The organism is Peribacillus sp. N1 (assembly GCF_054600815.1).
Genome location: NZ_BAAHZO010000005.1, coordinates 290,488 through 313,752, shown reverse-complemented (window position 1 = coordinate 313,752; position 23,265 = coordinate 290,488). Strand labels below are relative to the sequence as shown.

20 protein-coding genes are annotated in these 23,265 nt (G+C 41.1%); 16 read left to right on the top strand and 4 right to left on the bottom strand.

Features of this window, described 5'->3' with window-relative positions; all coding sequences use genetic code 11:
• Positions 1-2: 2 nt before the first annotated feature.
• Positions 3-422: an arsenate reductase (thioredoxin) gene (arsC, locus tag ACYP5M_RS20025; protein WP_434168729.1), complete on the top strand. Its 420-nt coding sequence runs from the start codon at positions 3-5 to the stop codon at positions 420-422.
• Between the two features lie 84 nt (positions 423-506).
• On the opposite strand, the gene ACYP5M_RS20020 is transcribed toward arsC, so the two are convergent.
• The gene (locus ACYP5M_RS20020; RefSeq protein ID WP_434168730.1) at positions 507-1,283 is read right to left on the bottom strand and encodes a SurA N-terminal domain-containing protein; all 777 of its coding nucleotides are present in this window, start codon (positions 1,281-1,283) and stop codon (positions 507-509) included.
• A gap of 788 nt (positions 1,284-2,071) precedes the next feature.
• Between ACYP5M_RS20020 and ACYP5M_RS20015 the strand changes: the two genes are divergently transcribed.
• The 14 genes from ACYP5M_RS20015 (at position 2,072) to ACYP5M_RS19950 (ending at position 19,079) form a co-directional block, all read left to right on the top strand.
• Positions 2,072-3,064, top strand: coding sequence for an alpha/beta hydrolase fold domain-containing protein (locus ACYP5M_RS20015; protein WP_434168731.1), 993 nt, complete (start codon positions 2,072-2,074; stop codon positions 3,062-3,064).
• Positions 3,065-3,759: 695 nt separating this feature from the next.
• Positions 3,760-5,118 (top strand): MFS transporter, encoded by a 1,359-nt coding sequence (locus ACYP5M_RS20010; protein ID WP_434168732.1) that lies wholly within the window; start codon positions 3,760-3,762, stop codon positions 5,116-5,118.
• Positions 5,119-5,181: 63 nt separating this feature from the next.
• The gene (locus ACYP5M_RS20005) at positions 5,182-5,637 is read left to right on the top strand and encodes a DUF3237 domain-containing protein (RefSeq protein ID WP_434168733.1); all 456 of its coding nucleotides are present in this window, start codon (positions 5,182-5,184) and stop codon (positions 5,635-5,637) included.
• A 78-nt stretch (positions 5,638-5,715) separates the two neighbouring features.
• Positions 5,716-7,926 (top strand): helix-turn-helix domain-containing protein, encoded by a 2,211-nt coding sequence (locus tag ACYP5M_RS20000; RefSeq protein ID WP_459735438.1) that lies wholly within the window; start codon positions 5,716-5,718, stop codon positions 7,924-7,926.
• A gap of 150 nt (positions 7,927-8,076) precedes the next feature.
• Positions 8,077-8,931, top strand: a complete 855-nt coding sequence (locus ACYP5M_RS19995; protein WP_434168735.1) for a 3-hydroxyacyl-CoA dehydrogenase family protein — start codon at positions 8,077-8,079, stop codon at positions 8,929-8,931.
• 20 nt (positions 8,932-8,951) lie between these two features.
• Positions 8,952-9,728 carry an enoyl-CoA hydratase/isomerase family protein gene (locus ACYP5M_RS19990; protein ID WP_434168736.1) on the top strand — a complete coding sequence of 259 codons (777 nt, stop codon included), beginning with the start codon at positions 8,952-8,954 and terminating at the stop codon, positions 9,726-9,728.
• Between the two features lie 163 nt (positions 9,729-9,891).
• A complete protein-coding gene (locus tag ACYP5M_RS19985) occupies positions 9,892-11,067 on the top strand; it encodes an acetyl-CoA C-acetyltransferase (protein ID WP_434168737.1) in 1,176 nt (391 codons plus the stop codon).
• A 255-nt stretch (positions 11,068-11,322) separates the two neighbouring features.
• Positions 11,323-12,870: a class I adenylate-forming enzyme family protein gene (locus ACYP5M_RS19980; RefSeq protein WP_434168738.1), complete on the top strand. Its 1,548-nt coding sequence runs from the start codon at positions 11,323-11,325 to the stop codon at positions 12,868-12,870.
• Positions 12,871-12,895: 25 nt separating this feature from the next.
• Positions 12,896-13,315, top strand: a complete 420-nt coding sequence (locus ACYP5M_RS19975; protein WP_434169615.1) for an acyl-CoA thioesterase — start codon at positions 12,896-12,898, stop codon at positions 13,313-13,315.
• Between the two features lie 4 nt (positions 13,316-13,319).
• Positions 13,320-15,026 carry an acyl-CoA dehydrogenase family protein gene (locus tag ACYP5M_RS19970; RefSeq protein ID WP_434168739.1) on the top strand — a complete coding sequence of 569 codons (1,707 nt, stop codon included), beginning with the start codon at positions 13,320-13,322 and terminating at the stop codon, positions 15,024-15,026.
• 176 nt (positions 15,027-15,202) lie between these two features.
• Positions 15,203-16,267, top strand: coding sequence for a cupin domain-containing protein (locus ACYP5M_RS19965; RefSeq protein ID WP_434169616.1), 1,065 nt, complete (start codon positions 15,203-15,205; stop codon positions 16,265-16,267).
• A gap of 20 nt (positions 16,268-16,287) precedes the next feature.
• Positions 16,288-17,136, top strand: coding sequence for a fumarylacetoacetate hydrolase family protein (locus ACYP5M_RS19960; RefSeq protein ID WP_434168740.1), 849 nt, complete (start codon positions 16,288-16,290; stop codon positions 17,134-17,136).
• Positions 17,137-17,222: 86 nt separating this feature from the next.
• Positions 17,223-18,452 (top strand): FAD-dependent oxidoreductase, encoded by a 1,230-nt coding sequence (locus ACYP5M_RS19955; RefSeq protein WP_434168741.1) that lies wholly within the window; start codon positions 17,223-17,225, stop codon positions 18,450-18,452.
• Between the two features lie 69 nt (positions 18,453-18,521).
• Positions 18,522-19,079 carry a hypothetical protein gene (locus ACYP5M_RS19950; protein ID WP_434168742.1) on the top strand — a complete coding sequence of 186 codons (558 nt, stop codon included), beginning with the start codon at positions 18,522-18,524 and terminating at the stop codon, positions 19,077-19,079.
• A gap of 229 nt (positions 19,080-19,308) precedes the next feature.
• Here the strand turns inward: ACYP5M_RS19950 and ACYP5M_RS19945 are convergent, their stop codons facing one another.
• Genes ACYP5M_RS19945 through ACYP5M_RS19935 form a run of 3 tightly spaced genes read right to left on the bottom strand, consistent with a single transcriptional unit; the run spans position 19,309 to position 21,899 of the window.
• On the bottom strand, positions 19,309-19,851 hold the full coding sequence (locus tag ACYP5M_RS19945) for a TVP38/TMEM64 family protein (RefSeq protein ID WP_434168743.1): 543 nt from the start codon (positions 19,849-19,851) through the stop codon (positions 19,309-19,311).
• A gap of 1 nt (position 19,852) precedes the next feature.
• Entirely contained in the window at positions 19,853-20,530 is a 678-nt protein-coding gene (locus tag ACYP5M_RS19940) for a response regulator transcription factor (protein ID WP_101224307.1), read from the bottom strand.
• A complete protein-coding gene (locus tag ACYP5M_RS19935; protein WP_434168744.1) occupies positions 20,508-21,899 on the bottom strand; it encodes a HAMP domain-containing sensor histidine kinase in 1,392 nt (463 codons plus the stop codon). The genes ACYP5M_RS19940 and ACYP5M_RS19935 overlap by 23 nt, the downstream gene beginning before the upstream one ends.
• A gap of 882 nt (positions 21,900-22,781) precedes the next feature.
• Here ACYP5M_RS19935 and ACYP5M_RS19930 point away from each other — a divergent pair.
• Positions 22,782-23,258, top strand: coding sequence for an Lrp/AsnC family transcriptional regulator (locus tag ACYP5M_RS19930; RefSeq protein ID WP_459735437.1), 477 nt, complete (start codon positions 22,782-22,784; stop codon positions 23,256-23,258).
• Positions 23,259-23,265 lie beyond the last annotated feature (7 nt).

Below are 23,265 nucleotides of genomic sequence, written 5' to 3'. Positions count from 1 at the left end.
GCATGGCTAAAAAAACACTTTACTTCTTATGTACAGGGAACTCTTGCAGAAGCCAAATGGCTGAAGCATGGGGTAAGAAATATCTAGGTGACGAATGGCAAGTGCTTAGCGCAGGAATCGAGGCCCATGGGTTAAATCCAAAAGCTGTAAAAGCGATGAATGAAGTTGGATTGGACATCTCCAATCAAACATCGGATATCATCGACCCTGACATATTGAATAATGCCGATTTTGTCGTTACATTATGTGGTGATGCGGCAGACAAATGTCCAATGACGCCAACGCATGTGAGACGTGAACATTGGGGCTTTGATGACCCGGCAAGAGCGGAAGGAACAGATGAAGAAAAATGGGCTACCTTCCAACGTGTTCGTGATGAAATAGGAGAAAGAATTGCACGTTTCTCTAAAACGGGTGAATAAATAAAATTGAAACGCCTTGGGTGTTAGTGGGCGGACCAAAGACCATAAAGAAAGAGCTGCCATAATTGGCAGCTCTTTTCATCATTAAATCTTAATATCGACCTTAGCATTTTTCTGAAGTTCTTCCACATGCTTCACAAGCTTTTCTTGTTTCTTTTGCTGCTCTAGTTGTTCCTTGATTTGCGGCTTCATTTCCTCGAGTTTCTGTACCTTCTGTCCGCTTGTTTTAGCTTGCTCTGCAACCTGGTCATAATACTTTTGGATTTCTTCATCAGTTGCTTCTTCCACTTTAATTTCTTTTTCAACGTACTTCGTATATGGGATGTTCTCTGCAATCTGAGCATTCAGCGTTTCCGCATTCATGCCTGCTTGCTTCATCGCTTCCTTGAATTTCTCTTCACTCTCATATTGCTTTTTGATTTCGGCAAGTTGCTTATCAATTTCGGCCTTGGAAGCTGTGTAGCCCTTTTTATCAGCTGCTTGAAGCAGTAATGTTTGCCCCACTAAAGAGTTGAGCGTTTGCTCTTTAGTTTGTTTGGCTCCCTCCTTGGTTGTCGGGTCTTGTCCGAATTGCTGCATCTGCATTTGTGTGGTGGACAACACGGTATTATATTCCGCACCTAAAATTTTTTCGTCATTGACGATGGCCACCGTTTTCTTTTCATCCACCTTTTGCTTGTCTAGTTTCTTCTGCATTTCTTCCATCTGTTTTTGCTGTTCCTCAGTTGCTTTAGCCGTTTCTTTCTCAGTTGTTTTAGTCTCTTTCTCGTCATTTTTCTTATCAGCTTCATCGTTCGAACCACAAGCCGTCAGAACAACTGCCAATAATCCAATGATGATTGGGTACAATAGTTTCTTCATATTTCAGTCTCCTCTCGTATTCAATGCTAAAAAATCATCTAATGCGCATTATAAAGGAATTTACCATTAAAACACAATAAATTCATTCTTTTTTCCAGAAAACAGGAAGATAGTATAGGCATCATCTCATTATATAAGTGTAACATTCGCGGAAATGAACCCATTTACCCTTCGACATGCAATAGGCTTAAAAAATGACAAGGCCGATACCTGTTGCAGTCAGCTTGTATTCAATCTCTTAATCACAAACGTAACTACTGTAATTTGGTTTAGTAAAAGAAAGACTCGTCAGAAGATTCTTGGATACTCTTCTAAATCTCTACTTAATTTCCACATATGTGTTTTCTTCATCGATATATATCATCGGTTCCCAGCATTTTGACAAAAAACTTAGTCGACAGAACCCTTGTAATAAGTAGTTTATTGAAAGCTTCCTTTAGGAGATTTTAGAGATATGTAAATCCCTCGATGAATCTCTTTTGAAAAGAAGGGAAAATTTTCTCTTCCAGGTTAGTATTCAAAACATACAAAAACACATTTCCTTTTTCCTACAGAAAGCGGCTAACAATTTTACACGCAAGTTATTAATATAAAGACAAGGAAAAAATACCTAAGAGACTATCTGATGGTTTGTCAGCGCTTCCATTACAGTTTGGTCCTAATAAAGGAGGATACAATTCATGGACGTGGTTGAGTAAGAGTGTAGATTATGTAAGCGCTCAAAAAATCAATACATCCTATGGGTTATTATCATTAATCTTTAAAATATATTCTAGGAGGATAATTGAATGAAAATAAAAAAGGCTCCCTTTCTTTCTTTACTAATGGTTAGTATTCTTGCTGTTGCTACTCCACTTGCAAGTGCAGCTGACAACAAGGCTAAAATGTTAGAAGTCCCTATTAAGGAACCTTCTGTTAATTTAATTTCAGATGTTGTTTACTCTCAGCAACCTATTTATGGTGATTCCAATGTTCCGCTAGAAATGGATATATTACAGCCTGAAGGTAAAAAACCACTTCCTGCAGTTGTATTTGTACCAGGAGGTGGATTCATGTCAGCTAATAACGATAAGTCTGTACAACAAAGAATGACCATTTCAGAGGCAGGTTACGTTGTCGCTAGTATTGAATATCGGGTTACGCCTCAGAGTACCTTCCCTTCACCACTTGAAGATGTTAAAGCGGGCATTCGCTACCTGCGTGCCAATGCTGAAAAATTTAATATCGACCCTGAGAATATCGTTGTAATGGGTAGTTCAGCTGGCGGATATCTTGCTGCGTTTGCTGGAATAACTAGTGGTTTGGCGGAATTCGAGAAAGGGGAAAATCTAGATCAAAGCAGTGATGTGAAAGCGGTTATCGATTTATATGGGCTTTCTGATTTAACGAGAGTTGGAGATGGCTTTTCAGAAGAGATTCAGGCCCTTCACAAATCTCCTTCCGCACCAGAAGGTATGTGGGTAAATGGACCTTCAGTAATGAGCCCTGGTGGTTCGATTTTTGATAATCTTGAAAAAGCAGCCAAAGCAAACCCCATCACATATATCACTAAGGATTCACCTCCGTTCTTAATCATGCACGGAGATAAAGATACACTTGTTTCACCAAACCAGACTGAAATATTACACGAAAATTTAATTAACAAAGGGGTTGATTCCACTTATTATGTTGTAAAAGGTGCTGGCCATGGTGGAACTCACTGGATGCAACCAAAAGTCATGAAAATCTTGATTAATTTCTTAGATAAACACGTAAAAGGTAAAGAAAATAAAAAGAACTGAAGAGAGAAAAATGAATTGAAGCTAAATCCTTCCGTGAATCATACGGAAGGGTTTCTTAGTGTGCAGTGGATTCCAATGGAAATCCGAAATTTTTATCTCAGTAAAAAAAGAAACAAAAAGTCTGCAAAGGTCTTCTTCCAGAAAAGCTTTGCAGTCTATTTGAAATCAAACAAAAAAGTAGAAGGAAAAAACTCTAAATAAACTAATATGAAACTAACAAGCAATTTTCAAATGAATAGTAGACTCGGTAGAAGATACTGATAAGGCCATAACAAACAAGGCTAGTAGCCATAGGGGCTCACCCTTTATAAATTGTTTAGAAATCGAAAGAGATTAGGATCACGGGAGATTTGAAAACGGAGTTCCCTGCTTTTCTAAAACACTATAAATATTAGTCGAATGAAAACTGTGCAAATTAAATTAGCGAACGTCTTCTTTCTTATATATCACTAAGCTGTTTTACTAGTTGGATAGGTTACCCTATCCGAATAGACTACATAATAACTGAAAATAAACTTCTTTTTTCCTACATTAAGTGGCTAACAATCCTTACAGCCAGCTAATAAAATTAGATTACGGAAAAGTCAGTTACTTAAAAGGAGGGAACAGAGGTTACAAAAAAAATGAAAGCGTTTGCTATTGGTGCAGGGTACGATTTGTTAAATGAAATCTAAATTTAAAGGGGGGCAATAATAATGAAGTTGATTAACCCAATGAAAGTAATTGACGGAAGCCGCATCCATTCATTCCATATTTGGCTTGTTTTCTGGCTTTTTCTCGTCATTTTGTTTGATGGATATGATGTTGTCATATACGGGGCTGTTGTTCCATCCCTTATTAAGGAATGGGGAATATCGGATGTGACAGCAGGTGCAATTGGTAGTTATACGGTAATGGGTACAGCGGCCGGCGCAATCGTATTCGGGTTACTTGCAGACAAATTGGGCAGAAAGAAAATTATCTTGTTGACCATTTTCCTCTTCAGCTTTTTCACACTGCTATCTGGGTTCGCGAATGGACCGACAATGTTTATAATTTTTCGGGTTATTGCCGGTATTGGCCTAGGGGGAGTCATGCCAAATGTTATTGCCTTGACCACTGAATTTGCACCTAAGCACATCCGTTCTGCTCTCGTGTCATTCGTTTTTTGTGGTTATTCGGTTGGAGCTATAGCAGCTGCACTTACAAGCCGGTCGCTTCTGCCGACTGTTGGCTGGGAGCCCGTTTTCTGGCTCGCGGGAATCCCTCTTTTGTTCTTTCCATGGTTAATCAAAGTCATACCGGAATCTGTTAGCTTCCTAATTCAAACTGGTAGAGTGGAAGAAGCCAAGAGAGTTCTTGCCAAGATTGATCCTACAATAAACGTGAAAGAGGCAATAGAACTTAAGAAACCTGAAGAGAGAACACCAGGTTCACCTGTTATAAAATTGTTTGAACAAAAACGTGCAATAAGCACCGTAATGTTCTGGATTTCCTGCTTCAGCGCATTTATTTTGATTTACTCGATGAATACATGGCTTCCACGCCTTATGATGCAGGCTGGTTATGACCTTAAATCAAGCCTCACCTTTATTGCGGTCATGCAAATCGGAGCTATTGTAGGGACCATAGTATTTGGCCGATTGGTGGATAAACTGGGCTTTAAGAAAGTACTTGTTCCCCTGTTTTTCTGTGGTGCGATTGCCCTGTCGCTCATTGGCTTCACGAACAGTCCATTTATCGCATATGGCTTGATTTCAGTAATAGGTGCTGCATCGGTGGGTGTACAGAATATGTCAAATGCATTTGTTTCACAGTATTATCCTACTGAAATGCGTTCTACGGCCCTAGGCAGTACCATGGCTTTTGGACGTATGGGGGGGATAGTGGCTCCAACATTCGTAGGTATTCTTCTTACAATGAACTTGCAGCCCCAGTATAACTTCGCAGCAATTGCAAGCGCCGCTGTGCTTGGGGGATTCGCGATGCTGTTCGTTCAGGAAAAGCATGGTAATTATAATAAGGAAGCGGACAAACCTGAATCGGCAGAAGATCATTTGAATGCCGCTAAATAATATTCGTAAATCCCGACGAGATACTCTCTTCGGGATTTACGACTGAGAGGAGGGGAAGAGGAAATGAGCATAAACCTGAAGCATATTTTTACGGCAAACATACATGTGGACGATCCTCTTGAAGTAGGGGATGTGGGAACGGGGATAAGAAGAGTCATTCCTATAACGGGTGGAACGTTTTCCGGACCTGGGATAAAAGGAATTGTTTTACCGGGTGGCGCGGATTACCAGATGATTCGATATGACGGCATGACGGAGGCACTTGCCCATTATACGATTCAAACAGAGGAGGGGGTGCTTATTTATGTTGTGAACAAAGGTTACCGGCATGGTCCCAAAGAAATTATTGACCGTATCATCCAAGGGGAAGAGGTTCCAATTGGATCTTATTATTTTAAAACGGCTCCATTGTTTGAGACAGGGAGTAAAGAATATGCTTTTTTAAATCGAAATATTTTTGTAGGAGAAGGCATAAGAAGACCTTCTGATGTGCAGATGAAATTTTATCAGGTACTATGATTTTTGGTTTTCCCTCTTTCATTATGTGTTTCTTCATTTACAATAGGATTAGGGAGAATTAGGAAGGAGGGAAGGGTTTTGTCTAGCAGTAAAAGAGAGAAATTAATGAGAAAAGTAGATAACCATTTGCGAAAGACATCACGTTATCTGATTAAGATTGACACCGAAGAAGAGGCACTGCAGTACTTGACCGATTCCTTTCGTTCTGAACTATACTGCGATTTTGTTGGTGTCGTGTTAGAAGAGGGCGGGCAGCTTTTACCGAAAGCGTGGAGCGGCAACATACCTTCTGTAACCGAGGCCTTTCCATTTTCCACAGATGACTGTTCCTCCAAATTATTTCGTCAAAGTATGACATATAAAACAGCGGAAGTGCCGGAAAAATGCCATATGGCAAAAGTATTGAAGAAGGCCAATATTAAAACATGGTTTACTGTCCCCCTCAAAGACGAGATTCACCATTTTGGCTTCTGCATAGTTGGTTTCTTAAGCTTCGTCCCGCTTTTGGATATGGAAGTTCACTTTGAGGAATTTGGAAAGGATATGGCAGTTGCCATGGCAATGGCGAGGGAAAAGGAAACACAGCTGAAAAAAATAGAAGGCATTGAATGGATTAGCAAAAACCTCTCACTCGATGCACCTCTTGAACAGCATATCGCCGAACTGACGTCTAGGGCAGGAAAAGGGACCAATGCCGATTTTGCGTGCATTTATTTATATAATGAAAAAGAAAACTGTTTTGTTTTCCAACAACCTGCTTACGGGAAGATGGAATACGCACACAAAATCATGATCCAAGACAATTATATGCTGAAAGACTACTTTCCCTTTCTGGAAACACCTGGTGGGAATCAGCTAACGATTCCTCTTTTCAATGATCTGAAACCAATAGGAGTCCTGCATGTTGGGAACGAAGGGGCAGGTGTATTCTCAGAAGATGATTTGAGAATGTTGGAGCTGTTGTCCAAACACGTTGCCGCTTTGCTCGAAAATGCTCGTTTATATCATAGCGAAAGAGATCATAAACACAGGCTTCAATTTCTTTTGGATTCTCAGCAAGCGCTTGTAAAAGAAACCGTTGAAGTTGACAATTTTGATGGCATCACAACCATGCTCGGCGGAATATTTCAAAGTTCGGTCATCTTATTTGACCGGTTTATGCGGGAGTTATCAGTTCTCGACTATGGACATGAAGGTGGTCCGCTATATACACATCAGTTGGCTGAAAGAGCAAAGGAGGAACTTGGTAACCAAAAAGGGAACGAGCTTATCACTATGCAAGATCCCACTAGCGCAGACTATTATTTTTCATTCTGGCCAGTTAGTGGCGGTGGCAATTTACTTGGCTACCTAGCCATTCGCAGGTCTGGTGTAGAGATGGATGAGTTCGACCGTCTGACGGTCGATTTAGCTCGGAATATTTGCTCAATCCAGTTTATAAAGCAAAAGCTTGTCCTAGATGCAAAAGAACAGGCAAAGGATAGCTTCATTAGCAAATTGCTGACAGAAAAAATTGATAATGAAGAAAGCATTATCCAATATGCAAACTTATTTCAATGGGACCTGTTTAGCCGCCATCGGTTGGCTGTTTTGTCCATAGAGCTTGATGTAAGTGAAATGGAAGGAAGCAATCTTCTTGAACAGCAGACGAAAAAAACGCTTGTTTGGGATTCAATAAAATCTCATCTGTCGGAGCTCGATCGCACTTTTATATCTGCATCACATGACGAAAAGTTTGTTCTACTTGTTTCAACTGAAATGGAAGGGGATAAGCCAAAAAAGTTTTGGGCCACGCTTTTTGAAAGTATTCAGCGCTGGGCCGCGAAGGGATCTATCGAATGTAAAGTACTGATGGGGATCGGGAGTGAAACGGAGAATATCCAGGATTATTATGTGAGCTATCAGCAGGCCGTTCAGGCATTGAATATAGTAAGTAGTCGGTTCGAAAACACTGGTTATTCACTTTTTAAAGACCTCGGTTCCTATACCATTCTCCATCATTTGGGTCATTCAACTGCCATTGATTTATTTGTGAAGAGTCAACTAGGACCTCTTATCAAATATTCAGAAGGGAAAAACACCGATTTGTTCAATACTCTCCATGTATTCCTTCAAAATAACGGAAATGTAAAAGGCACGGCTGAAGAACTCTATATTCATCGGAGTTCCCTCATATACCGGCTTGAAAGGATCGAATTGCTTCTGGATGCCGAATTAAATGACGCTGAAGTCCGGTTCAATTTGATGATGGCATTAAAGCTTTATGATATGAATGGTGGACTTATCTAAAACAGCCTTTATAGGCTGTTTTTTTATCCTACAAAATAGCCGAAGTAATTATAGTTTTTTCCCTCATTTTGTAGGTACAAACCTAAGATTACCAAGGTTATAATTAATTTACAGAATATTGATAATTTTATACAGTCGGGAGATGGAGAGATGGCAATTCAAACAATTGGGGTAGTTGGTGCAGGTTCAATGGGTTCAGGCATAGCGAATCTAGCGGCAATGAATGGGTTTACCGTTATCTTGTGTGACATAGAAGACAGCTATTTGGAAAATGCAATAAAACGTATTGGAAAGTTTATGGATAAAAGTGTTGCAAGGGGGAAAATGACCGAAAACCAAAAACAGGAAACGCTTGGACGCATTCAAACCACGACGCGCCTCGAAGAAATGAAAGACGCGGACGTCGTGATTGAGGCCGTTCTGGAAGACCTTAATCTAAAAAAGGAAGTGTTCTCTGCACTCGACAAAATCGTTCGTGAAGGCGTGATTCTTGCAACTAACACATCATCGATGTCGATTACAGAAATTGCAGCAGCGACACAACATCCGGAACGGGTGGCTGGTATGCATTTTTTTAATCCGGCACAATTAATGAAACTTGTAGAGGTGGTTCGTGGATATCAGACAAGTGATGAAACTGTAGAGGAATTGAAAGCGCTCTCTAAACAGCTGACCAAAGAGCCGGTGGAGGTGAAAAAAGATACGCCGGGATTCATTGTCAACCGGATCATGATTCCACAGTTTATCGAGGCGATCAAGCTGCTTGAAGAAGGCGTGGCTTCTGCTGAAGATATCGATAAGGCCGTTACGCTAGGCCTGAACTATCCTATGGGTCCATTCACACTGCAGGACTTTGCGGGTGTGGATATTGGGTACCATGTGATGGAGTATTTCAAAGAGGAATTCAACGATGATCATTTTGCTCCCCCTCTTCTTCTGAAACAGCTAGTCAGGGCGGGGAGACACGGTAAGAAGACAGGCGCTGGGTTTTACGACTACGAATAATAAGAATGGGGTTGAATTGAATGTATAAATTTTTATTGTGTGAAATCGAAGATAAAATCGCGGTTGTAACCATTAACAGGCCGCCCGTCAATCCATTGAATACAAAGGTATTCCAAGAACTTTCAATCGTATTTGATGAGCTTGAAGCCAATGAAGATGTTCGAGCGATTGTCCTTACTGGCAGCGGAGAGAAAGCATTCGTTGCAGGAGCTGACATCAATGAAATGGCAAGTCTTGATCTTGTCGGAATCAATATGATGAACAAGACATCCAGAACGGTATTTACGAAAATTGAGAATGTGACAAAGCCGGTCATTGCCGCGTTGAATGGAATGGCGCTGGGTGGGGGTCTCGAGCTCGCGCTTGCCTGTGACCTGCGTATAAGTTCCGATCGTGCGAAGTTTGCTTTCCCGGAAGTGGGCCTCGGTATCATTCCAGGGGGAGGCGGTACCCAGCGGCTACAGAAGATTGTCGGACAGGGTGTTGCCAAAGAACTGCTTTATTTCGGCGATATGATTGATGCGCAACGGGCATTGGATTTACATATCGTCAATAAAGTGGTCGCAGCTGGTGAGGTGCTGGAGACAGCGAAGGAATGGGCCGGGAACTTGGCAAAAAAACCACCAGTTGCTCTTCAAATGGTGAAGACTGCAGTCAATGCAGGAGGCAATACTGACCTTGAATCGGGTTTGATTATCGAAAGCGTATGCTTTGGCAATGCATTTTCAACGGAAGATCGGAAAGAAGGACTGAAGGCCTTCGTTGAAAAAAGAGAACCAATTTATTCAGGAAGATAAACAGTGAAGCAACAATAGATAAGTAAAACCAATAAACGTAGATATGAAGGCAATTAAAGAGGATATTCAACTGTAGATTCCAGGACATTTAATGGTGGTAGCTAAGGACATAAGGCTGAATGATACTTCAAGTTTTAAAAAAAATTAAATTGAGGTGAATGAAGTGAAGGAAATCTTTTTGTTAGAAGGAGCAAGGACGCCATTTACTGAAATTTCCGGATCGTTCCGTGATATCACAGCAACGGACTTAGGCGTCTTTGCCGCAAAAGAAGCCATACGGCGAGCCAAAATTTCTGGTGAAGATATCGATCAAGTTGTATTTGGGAATGTGCAGCAATCAAGCAAAGATGCCCATTTGCTGGCGAGACATGTTGGGTTAAAAGCTGGTACCCCGATTCACGTCCCTGCATTGACCATTAATAGACTGTGTGGAACGGGTGTTGAATCTATTTTAACAGCAGCGCGTTACATTTTAACAGGAGAAGCGAATGTCATATTAGCAGGTGGAACTGAAAGCATGAGTCAGGTACCGCATGTAATTCGCGGAATGAGATGGGGAAGTCAACTAGGGGCGCCTGTTGTAGAAGACTGGGTATGGGACGGCCTATACGATACTTATGGAGAATGTACAATGGGTGAAACCGCTGAAAATTTGGCTGCCAAATATAGTCTGTCCAGGGAAGAAGTCGATCAGCACGCTCTCGCAAGCCATGAACGTGCCCTTGCTGCAAGAGAAAAAGGCTATTTAAATGAAGAAATTGTACCTGTGAACGTGAAAGGCAGAAAAGGCGATAAAGTCATAGAAGACGATGAACACATTCGGGAAACTAGCATGGCACAGCTTGGGAAACTGAAGGCGAGATTTGTTGAAAACGGGGTAGTTACACCAGGTAATGCGAGTGGCATGGTTGACGGAGCTGCGGCAGTCATTGTCGCCTCAAGTGACTATGCGGAAGTAAAAGGACTGAATCCGATTGCTCGACTTGTTTCCTGGGATGTAGTCGGAGTAGAGCCAAAGTACATGGGGATTGGACCTGTTCCGGCCATTCAAAGTGCATTAAAAAAAGCTAACTTAACAATCGCAGACTTAGATCTGATTGAAATCAATGAAGCATTCTCAGCTCAGTACCTTGCTTGTCAAAAAGAATTAGGCTTTGACCTTGAAATAGGAAATGTAAACGGTGGGGCAGTTGCAATGGGGCATCCGCTAGCTGCGAGCGGAACAAGAATCGTAACCGCACTCATTTATGAATTGAGAAGACGCAATAAAAAATATGGGGCAACAGCTGTTTGCATTGGCGGAGGTCAGGGAATTGCGGCAATTTGGGAAGCGTTATAAAGTTGTGATTTATAGAACCGTATAATCAAAGTTTAAGGCAGTCCTTTTCCAGGGATTGAAATGATTTTGTGTACAAATGACGAAATAACTGATGAAAATGCGGATTCCATAACGAGGCGTTCATGCTGAAAATAGAAGTTAAAGTAGGCTAAATGGTTCAGTTAAAAGGGAAAACAAGTTTCTGGTTAGAAAAATCACATATAGAGGCAGGAAAAATGGCGAGATTTTTAGAACCATACGGGAGCGAGTGAGTATATGGAAAAAGATCAGAATCTTTTGACAGTTTATGGCTTATTGGAGCGTGCTGTTTCAGCTAATGGGGATAAAGAAGCGATTTATGATTTGAAGAGACGGGTCTCCTACCATGAAATGAAAAAGGATGTGGAACGGTTTGCCGGGACACTCTACAATCTGGGCATAAAAAAAATGGACCGGATTGCTGTGTCATTGCCCAACTGGTATGAAACAGCGGTTATATTTTTTGCTGCAGCTAAAATTGGGGCGGTGATCGTCCCCTTTAACCATAAATATCGAACACATGAAGTCGAATACATCTTAAAGAATTCCGAGCCGAAAGCGTTGATAGTGACGGAAGAATTTGATCAAAACTTTGGGTTAAAAGAAGCGCAGTCGATTGTGCCGTCATTGATCTCTGTACGGTTCACACGGGATGGCCTCCATCCATACGAGGACCAAACCGATGGTGATGTCATTGAAGCAGAAATTGATGTAAATAACGATCTATTTTGTATTTTATATACGTCCGGGACAACCGGCGTGCCAAAAGGCGTTATGATCACGCATAGAGGTGTGGTACAATCCGCGAATACATTGGCAGGGGAACTTAGATGTACTGAAGAGGACGTTTTTGTTGTATCAGCGCCGCTGTTTCATATCTTTGGCATGGCATGCAACTTGTTTTGCGGCGTATCCGCCGGGGCACGAATGGTGTTACAGGAAAAATATCATCCCCGTGAAACTCTTAAACTGATTGAACAAGAAAAAGTTACGATAAAGATGGGTGTACCGACAATGTTCATTAAAGAAATGGAACTGGATGATTTTGATAGTTACGACTTGTCGACATTGCGTACAGGCATGGTGGGATCTGCTCCAATTCCACCAAGTAAAGTCAAGGAAATACGAGATCGCATGGGCATAAAACTTTGTCAATCATTTGGGATAACGGAAACGGTTACGGTTACATTGACTCCTTATGATGATGATGAACAGAAAATAACGAAGACACTAGGAAAACCGATTCCTGGGGTTGAGTTGAAAATTGTTGATGAAAACCGGCTTGAAATCCCATTTGGGGAAACAGGAGAGATAGCCCTCAAAAGCTTTGGGATAATGAAAGGCTATTACAAAATGCAAGAACATACGGACGAGGTTCTAGATCGGGAAGGCTGGTTCTATACCGGTGATCTAGGTGTGCAGGATGAAGAAGGATATCTGCATTTTGTAGGCAGAAAAAAAGAAATGATAATCCGTGGGGGCTATAACATATATCCTCAGGAAATTGAAAGTGTGCTGACCAAACATCCAAACATAATGGTTGCTGCAGTCGTGGGCATTCCAGATGAAGTGCTTGGTGAAGTTGTGTGCGCGTTCATTCAGCTAAAAAAAGGAACAGAAATTTCAGAAGGTGAAATTAAAGCCTTTGTAAAGAAACAAATAGCAAATTATAAAGTCCCGGAAAAACTCATGTTCATTGAGGATTTTCCAATGACGGCTAGCGGAAAAATCCAAAAATCGAGACTTCTTGATCAGATGGATGCGAAGGTCAGTCGTCCAGTCTGAAATTGAAAGGAGCATATCTAACATGATAGCAGAATATTCGTTCCAGGTAAGATGGGGTGACACGGACGCAGCAGGAATAGTGTTTTATCCCAACTTTTATAAATGGATGGATGAAGCCACTCATGAATATTTGTCAGCCCTAGGGTATCCATCCTCCAAACTTTATGCAGAACAGCAAATTGGTGTCCCTTTATTAGAAGCTAACTGCATTTTCAAATGTCCTCTTTTCTTTGAGGATAGCGTGGTTGTGCAAAGTACAGTTGAAGAATTACAAAACAAAGTATTTAAATTGCGGCATGCTTTTATTAGAGGCGAACAAATAGTAGCTGAAGGGTATGAATTACGTGCCTGGACATCATTTGAGGGTAAGCCGAAGGCGCTACCGGTTCCTGAAGGTATCCGAAAAAAAATGATGCCGAAAACCCACCAGTCTATGAAGAGGTGAATACATGCTTACGGAAAAAAAGGAAATCAATCATTTTTTGAATACTGACATCCTTCCTGACGAAATTTTCACACCCGAAGACTTTAGTGATGAACATATTATGCTGGAAGAGATGACTGGGAAATTTGTGAAAAACAGAGTTTATCCTGCATTAGGAAACATAGAAAACCAGGAGTTTGATGAAACAGTGCGTCTTATCAAAGAGGCAGGTGAACTCGGGCTGATCAGCGCAGATATTCCAGAGCAAGATGGCGGGCTAGAACTTGGCAAAGTCAGTGCGTCCATCATATCTGAAAAAATGGCGCTTGGCCGTTCGTTTTCCATTACATTTGGAGGGCAAACCGGAATTGGGGCGTTGCCAATTGCCTATTTTGGAACTGTGAAACAAAAGGCGATGTATCTCCCAAAAATGTTATCTGGTGAAACTATAGCTGCATATGCATTAACCGAACCTTCATCCGGCACGGATGCAATGAGTGCAAAGACAACAGCGGTACTCTCAAAATGCGGGAAATATTACATTTTAAATGGAGAAAAACAGTGGATTACCAACTCTTCTATCGCTGGCCTATTTATTGTGTATGCAAAAGTGAACGGTGAAAAGTTTACTGCTTTCATTATTGAAAAAGATTACGAAGGAGTCTCCATTAGTCCTGAAGAAAAGAAAATGGGGTTGCGGGGCTCTTCCACATGTTCTCTTATTTTGGATAATGTAAGAGTACCTTCTGAAAATGTTATTGGTGAAGTAGGGCGTGGGCATATTATTGCGTTTAACGTATTGAATATCGGCCGCCATAAGCTTTCAGCCACTTCATTGGGAACTGCTAAGAGATCGATTGAGCTAGCAGTTAGCTACGCCATTGAAAGGAAGCAATTTGGCCAGCCTATTTCCAGCTTCAACTTAATCAAAAATAAACTGGCTGATATGGCTATAAAAACATACGCTAATGAAAGTTCCGTGTATAGAACTGCAGGCGCGATGCAGGAAGGGTTTGCAAATATGAAACAAACGGGCTCCGATGACTTTTGTGAAACGATTTCCCGTTATGCTTTAGCATGTTCGATCAACAAAGTTATGTCCACGGAAGTTCTTGACTTTATCGTAGATGAAGCCTTGCAGATCCACGGTGGATATGGATATATGGAAGAATATGAAATAGAGTCACTATATCGTGATTCCAGGATTAATCGGATTTTTGAAGGTACTAATGAAATTAATAGAACCCTGATTGCTTCAACATTACTGAAAACCTATGAATTGCCTAGTAAGAAAGGAAATGTTGACGAAGGTACGCTGCTACGTGAAAAGCAGACACTTCAGCTGATGAAAAAGCTTTATCATTCTACAATAGAGTCTGTTCGGAAGAACGACCTGATAAATCTAAATCAAGAACAGGAAACAGCTGCATTTATCGCGGACCTAGTCATCGGAATTTATTCGGCGGAAAGCTCCATTTTACGAACGGAAAAAGCAGTACAGATAACAGGGAAAGATAAAAACAGCCAAAAAGTTGCTTATACGAAAGTATTTATACATGAAACATCCCAAATGGTTGCCATCAGAGCCTTAAATATTCTAAATCATCTCGGTGATGATGAAGCATTTTCGCGGATTGCTGGCCGTCTTATCATGAGTTGCCCGGAAAATATTGTGGAATTGAAGCGTAAAATAGCGGATGTAATTATTGAAGCTGAAAAATATGTTTCTTAGTTTTAGTGCAGATACTTGATCAGCTACCGAGATAATTGGGAGTGGTAAATAAAGTTCAATTATTAGATTTAATTATGGAATCGCTTTCAAATCATGAATTTATTTTAAAAGGAGTGAATTGAGTGGCTAAAAGTGAAGTTTATACACAGGAAAAGCTAGATCAGTATTATGAAGGAATGAAGAAAAGAAATCTTGGCCCTCTATGGTACGACCTTGGTCATATGGTAACCAAAGAGCCGGTACATGATGTAGAGCCGTATTTATGGAAGTGGAAATCCATTCGTGAATATGTGCTGACTGCAGGGGAATTGCTGGAGCCGGGGAAAGACGCAGAACGCCGTGTAGTGTATCTTCAAAATCCGAGTCTGCTGAAGCGAGGTCTTGTTGGCTATGGGACACATACTTTATATGCTGGCATTCAGCTACTGTTACCTGGTGAGAGCGCCCCCTCCCATCATCACTCACAATCTGCGATCCGTTTTGTTATTGAAGGGGACGGGGCATACACGGCGGTTAATGGAGAGAAAACGTATATGGAACGAGGAGACATGATTTTGACGCCGGCTTGGACTTGGCATGAGCACAAGCACGAAGGAACAGAGCCGATGTTTTGGATGGATGGGCTAGATGTAGGTCTCGTCCGCACGATGGCTGCATCGTTTTTTGAGCCGTATGAGGAAGAGTCTTACCCGATGGAAGCACCAGAAAACTATGCTAATCAGCAATTTTCAATGGGAGCGTTTAAAAAGCTAAATGAAAAATCAAATCCTGAATATCCATCACCAATTTTCGGTTACAAATTCGATCGTGTTAAATATTTGCTTAATCAGATGACAGAAGCAGATTTTGACCCGTTTGACGGATACGCGATTGAATATATTAATCCAACCACAGGTGGTTCGGCTGATTCCCGCATTGGCACAATGATGCAAAAGCTGAAACCAGGTCAGCAAACGAAAGCGCACCGACATGTTCACAGCGCAATTTTTCATGTTCTTGAAGGTACAGGCTATACGGTCATTGATGGTCAGAAGTTTGAATGGGAAAAAGGGGATTTCTTTATTCTACCACCATGGAGCAATCATGAGCATGTGAACACGGGATCAGATGATGTGTTCCTATTCTCCTTCAATGACAAACCCGTCATGGAAAAATTAGAGCTTGAATTCAGCGAGGGGTACCAAGAAAATGATGGACACCAGGTAGTGGAAAAAGTCTTTATACCTGACGGAACCGTTTGAGAAGAGAAGGGGGAGGCATTGTGAAGATTGCTATTTTTAATGACGATTTACTTGGAGTGGTAATGGGAGACCGTGTAACAGATGTATCAAAAGTAGCAGGATGGGATAAAGCTGACCCGAATTCTTCTTTCCTCAAGCTCGTTGAAAATTTTAATGAACTAAAAGAGGAAATGAATCGGGAAGCGGAAACAGGAACTTCTTATTCATTGAATGAGGTGACATTGAAGTCCCCCGTACCAAGTACAAGGAAAATTTGGGCTGCACCTGTGAACTATCGAAAACATCAAGAAGAAATGAATGAAATATTCAACAACGCACCTAGGACAATCGAAGAAATTGCCTTGTTTCTGAAATCACCTGAGTCCTTATCTGGCCCCTCCGATCCCATTTTACTTCCTTATAAGGATCGTCGTACGGACCATGAGGCTGAGCTTGGATATGTGGTCGGTAAAAAGGCGAAAAATATAAAGGAGGAAGAGGCAAAAGATTATATCTTTGGTTACTTTGCCTTATTGGATATTTCCATTCGGGGCAATGAAGAGCGGACCTGGCGAAAGTCGTTTGATTCATTTACTCCGATCGGACCATGGATTGTGACTTCCGATGAGATTGAAGATCCAAATGACTTGGCCATGACATTATGGGTGAACGATGAAGTGCGTCAGGATGGAAGTACAAAACATCTCATTTACGATAGTTACAAATGTTTTGAAGTGGCATGCAATAATATGACGCTCCTTCCTGGAGATATTGTGGCAACGGGTACCCCTGAAGGAGTGGGTCCGATTGAAGAGGGGGATTGTGTCCGCATTAAAATTGACAAAATTGGTGAATTCACCGTAGATGTTAAACTGGCCGGTGAAGTTTAAGGAATTGTAAAACTGAAAATGTCTATTTTGCCTTATAATTCTAACCACAAATAATCATAAAATATTAAATAAGGAGAATCTCATCTATGGAAAAAATAAATAAATGCGATGTAATAGTTGTTGGCGCTGGCCCGGTTGGTTTAGTTGCAGGTCTTGCATTGAAGCAAAAAGGAATTTCTTCTGTAGTTATAGAAGCGGATCCGCACGGACGTCCTCGTCCGGGTAGCCGGGCGATCTATATGCACAGTGCAACTCTAAAACTTTTGGAAGAAATTTCGAAAGGACTGGGGTTCACACTGGGGCGCAACGGGATCATTTGGCCTGTTAAGCGAACACTTTATAAAGGAAAAGAAGTATATGTCCGTAATTATGGATTTACGGATAATACCGATCAAAATAAATTACCCCATTTCACGGCATTGCACCAAGATGATATCGAAAACCACATTTATGATGCCTGTCTTGACGCTGGTGTTGAGTTCGTTTGGGATTCACCAGTGAAAAAATTGGATATTACCGGTGCTGGGGTGAGATTGACTACAAAATCCGGTGAAGTGTGGGAAGCACAATACATTATTGGCAGTGACGGATCACATTCAGTTGTTAGAGAACAGGCTGGTTTAAAATTTGAAGGACCGCGAACGGCAGATACATTCCTTGTAGTTGATGTAAAAGAGGATGAGGAAAATCCCCTGCCGCTTGAGCGTACATTTCATTATCAACATCCAGCAATGGGAGGAAGGAATGTGATGTTTGTTCCGTTTAAAGGTGGCTGGCGGGTGGACCTTCAGCTTTTAGAAGGGGACAATCCGGATGACTATACAAATATCGAGGGTGTCAAAAAGTGGCTTCCAAAAGTGATGGATGCTAAATATGCTGAGCGTATTACATGGGTATCAACATACCGTTTCCATCAGGTCGTTGCCAATTCCTTTACAGATGAAAAAAGACGAGTTCTTCTCGCCGGTGAAGCAGCCCATTTATTTGCACCTTTTGGTGCCCGTGGATTGAACTCCGGAGTTCCGGATGCAATTATTTCTGTACGGGGGATTAAGAAAGCGCTTCAATCTAACTCTGAAACGGAGCGAAAAGAAGCAATTGATGCAGCTGCCACCGAAAGACGTATTGCCGCAAAGTGGAACCGTGATGGATCAACCACTGCATTACATCACCTTCAAGGGGATGCCCCTGAAATGAATCTAAAGCGTGAACTTGCAGCATCCCTCGTATCCATAGTTCCAAGACTGGGACGCTGGCTCGATGAAGGCCCATATGGACCGAAATTTGGTCCTCCAGAACTGACAACAAAATATTAACAGACATTGGTCGGCAGGGGAATCCCAGTCAGCCTGATAAAACGGAAGGTATGAAAGGAGCGGACTAATATGGCTTTAGCCGGAATAATCAATGAAGAAAAGTACGGTACGGACGCACGGCCTGCCAATGAAATGATTGTGCGACTTACTTCCATAGACTGGTATTCACAAGTCGGGGTGAAGTGTAATGAAGCAGAGAAAAAAGTAGATCAGTTTATGAACGCAATTGGCGTCAGTGAATATAAAATAAAGTGGCTTTCGGCAACTCAGGTTTCAGAGGCAATCAGCTGTCTTTCGTTTGAAAGAAGTACACTTTGGGAAGTTCTAAAGGAATTACCAGATCAACTTAAGGAAAAGATCGATGCCGCTGGAAATGAAAAACTGCTTGCAGATATCGTGGACAAAGTGCCGGAGGCCGTTTTTCATGGAGCATATAAACATGCATTCAACGCATTTAGGGATGAAAAAGCAATAAAGTTCCTCGTTGGACATGCCATGTATATAAGTGTTCTTGCTTGTACAGCTGAACTTGCTGGTGAAGAAAACCCATTTTCCTTTATTGTAGAATTGCTTGAAGATGGACATCTGCCGCTCGGTCCTGAAGGAAATACATTTTATCTTCTATAATTTAAGAAGCAAACATGATAGGATGTTTGCGTGCTAATATCACCTACTCACACATACCGGATAACACATATTGTAGTGTTAAGATACTATTGCAAACAGAGACTTTTGAAGACTACCATCTTCCAATAAGAAAACAAGGTTGCCAGAAACGGAAAATCTGGTGCAGCCTTGTTTTCGCTTCAGTTTTATATACCAATAATATGCCTAAGAACAACTTGTTAGTTTCGGATTATAACTTATTTCTATTAAAGTAATAAACGACTGCGATTACCAGAATCGACAGTACCAAAACAATCCTTATATCGTCCGATGCCTTCAATACTTGTGTCACCGAATACGCCTCGACAAGGAGGGCAGGCAGTTTTCCGATGGATGTGGCGAGGAAGAAAATCATCATTCGCGTCTTGCTTAATGCTGCTGTAAGGTTAATCACGCCGGATGGTATAAAAGGAAGGAGCCTAAGCATCAGGATCATCCAAAATGCATGAAACCCTTGTGACTTTTGCAGCTTCATGACCCACAGGTTCTTCATGAACTTGGGTTGGAATGTTTGAATGCCCTTTCGATATAACCAAAAGCTGACCACTGCACCGGCAATTTCCCCCATGTAAGAAAGGATCAATCCCTTTTCAAATCCAAATACGGTGATATTGGCGGCCGTGATAAATACGCTTGGAACAAAACCAAGCACGCTAATCAATATATTGAATACTAAACTTACAGCAATGGAAAAAGGGCCGCTGGATAGTAATGCCTCAGAAATGAAATTCATATCAATCCACAGAACTCCATTTATACCCGATGCCCCAGACCGTTTTCAAGTGTTGATCTACAGGAAAACCGACATGACGCAATTTCTCTCTAATATTTCGAATATGGGAATCGATTGTCCGATCTTCCGTATCCGTTTTAAATCCCCAAATGGTCGAAAGCAGGTGGTCTCTGGAATACACTTGATCTGTTGATTTTAAAAACAAGCACAACAGTGAGAACTCTTTTGGTGTCAATGGGATTGTTTTGGTATCATAATGTGCTTCATAAGCGGATTCATTTAATTTTAGCCCTCTAAATATCACAGTATCATCCTGATTATGCACTCGCCGCGTCACTGCTTCGATTCTGGCAAGTAAAACTTCTTCATTAAACGGTTTCGTAATATAATCGTCTGCGCCCTTTTTCAACCCTTTCACCATTTCTTGTGCAGCATCCCGGGCGGTGAGCATGATTATGGGAATGTTGGTAAACGCACGAATCCTTTCACATGTTTCCCACCCATCCAAATTAGGCATCATTACATCAAGAAGTACTATATCCGCATGTTTATGCGATAAGAACTGTAAGGCTTCATGTCCAGATTTCATCTTCATGCATGTATATCCGTGAGGTTTAATGTATAGCTCTAATAGATCAAGCATTCTCTGTTCATCATCAACCAGAACTATTGTCTTCATTTGTAATCTCCTTAAATGTGATAGTGAAGCACGTTCCTTGCTCCAAGTTGCTTTTAACCGAAATGATCCCTCCCTGTATCTCCACTAATTGCTTGACGATGGAAAGCCCCAATCCGAATCCACCGGTATCTCTGGCGCGTGATTTCTCGACACGATATAAACGGTCAAAGATATGGGGGATATCTTCAGGGGGAATGCCAACCCCTTGATCGATTATGGAAATGGAAATCCTGCCAAGGCATTCAGTGGCTTTGATGGTGGTGACTGTATATTCGTTCGAGTACTTCAGCGCATTATCAAGCAGGTTAAGAATGACTTGCTCAAACCGTGAGGGATCTATATCTATAAATAAATCATCCTTACATTCCAGATTCAATTGAATTCTTTCATTTGCAAAAGCCGGCAGCACTTTTTCATGAATGATTTGCAGGAATGAAGAGAGCTGGACGGTTTCTTTTGATATGGTGAATGTATTCACATCCATTCTAGCCATATTGAATAGTTCGTCCAATAATCTGTTTAATCGTTCGGATTCATCATGGATGATCTCTAAGTATCGTGTTCGTTCGGCAGCATTCAAGTCTTTCCGGCGGGCAATATCAGCGTATCCCTTGATATAAGTTAGCGGCGTGCGCAGTTCATGAGAGATACTTGCCAAAAATTCATTGCGTTCCTTCTTTAAATAGTTCAATTCATTAGCCAAGCTTTGAATGGATTGGGCAAGCTCCCCGAGTTCATCATGAGATCGTACTGGCACTGCCACTGAAAAATTCCCTTTGCTGAGTTTGGTTGTCGCTTCCTTCATTGAAATAAGCGGTCTAGTCAAAGCTTTTGATAGAAAATAAATGGTGATAAGCATGAAGAAAAGGAGCAATGCAGTCGCAAAAAGGAAATGCTTATTCAATTGTGCAATTAAATCCTCAACTTCCCTAGTATCTTTGAACATATAAACATAGCCTTTTTTTTCTTTATCACTGATAAATGGCGTAATGGTCGCTATATATCTTTCATCCTTCCAACTTGATTGGATGACCATACCTTTTCGGGGAACTTGCGGGATGTTTTTTGCCAAGATTTTTTTCATTCCCCCATTTACCTTTTCGGAAGATATCAGAATATCGCCCCTTGTGTTCGTAATCACGACATCTGTATCGGTATGGTACTCCATCAGGCCGATATGCTTAAGGGTAGAGTCGGAATACGTGATTTCCAACACATCACGATGACTATTGCCACGGGCCTTCAGTGATTCCAATTCTTGATTGATACGGGAATGGATCACTTTATTATGCAAGTAAATCATCGAAACGGTTTCCATCAAAAAAATGCAAACAAATATAGATAGTCCGAGCTTAAAGGAGATTTTCATGAGCATTCACCTTCTTATGGAATAAAGTCAGTTTAGCGAAAAAGTATGAAGAAAGTATGCAGTATTTTCAATTTCTTCGCATCTCTTAAACAACGATAATCCGAATGAAGACTTGTTGCAAGAAGGACAATAACTTTAATGGACCCAAACTGCATTTTTTCAGTCTTGTATATGGTAATGCGGGAATCAGTTTTTTTAATTCTATTGGAAGTTGTTATTTAAAAAATAGATGATGATTCTTGAATTTATGTAGACTGCTTTTATTTTATTTAAACCTATAATAAATTGAAACTGCCGAAAAAATGGGCAGTTTTTTTATTTAGCCAATTCAAAATGTTTTGTATTAAGGAAACATTTTGTCGTAAATGAATACTATATAAAAAAGGAGCTGATCCATATGAATTGTACAAACCGTACGCAGAAAAAAATAATGGCTTATTCCGCATTATTCAAAAAAATGGGCATTCTCAATGATGAGGAATACAAAAATATCGCAAAAACCTTACAAACAAAGGATTGAGGAAGTGCCCATTGGAAATTCATAAACTATTATCCTGCATTAAACGGGCTGTAAAACCCCCGCCTTCCAATTTTCGAAGTAGGAGGGGGACTTCAGTCTGGAACTCAAGGAGGTGCCGTCATTTGTCCGGCCCTGAGTCTATCAAATTCCATCTTTTTGGCGGCTGCACTCAGCTGGATGAAATACTGCATCTTAAGTTTGAAAAACTACATATATGATGGGCATTCAAATGGAAGTAGGAGGGGGAACATTAGGGCTGCCCAAAAATTTCTGCCATTATTAGAAGTGAAAGGAAGATTGTTGTGATCCGTTGGTGTTCTCTGCGATAATGGAATAAAGAAATCGAAAAGGAGTTACGTAGGATGGCAGAGGACTATAAGATTCCCAGCTTGAAAGTTGATGAGATCGATAAGAAAATCATATCGGTTTTACATGAAGATGCACGAATTTCGTATACCGACTTAGCAAAGAAAGTGGAGCTTTCCAGAGTTGCGGTACAGATGAGAATTAATCATCTTGTTGAAAACGGGGTGATCGAGAGGTTTACTGCTGTCATAAATCCAGCTAAGGTCGGCATCCATGTCTCGGCATTCTTTAACGTTGAGGTTGAGCCAAAATATCTGGAATCGGTCGCACAGCAATTAGAAAGTGAACCGGCTGTAACGAGTTTATATCATATGACCGGTCCGAGTAAACTCCATATGCACGGAATCTTTACTGATAATCAAGAGATGGAACGGTTTCTCAATGAGAAGCTGTATGCGGTCGTCGGTGTTGTCAGCGTTGATTGCCAAATTCTCATTAAACGCTATAAAAGCAGGATGGGCATGAAGCTTTAAATAAAAA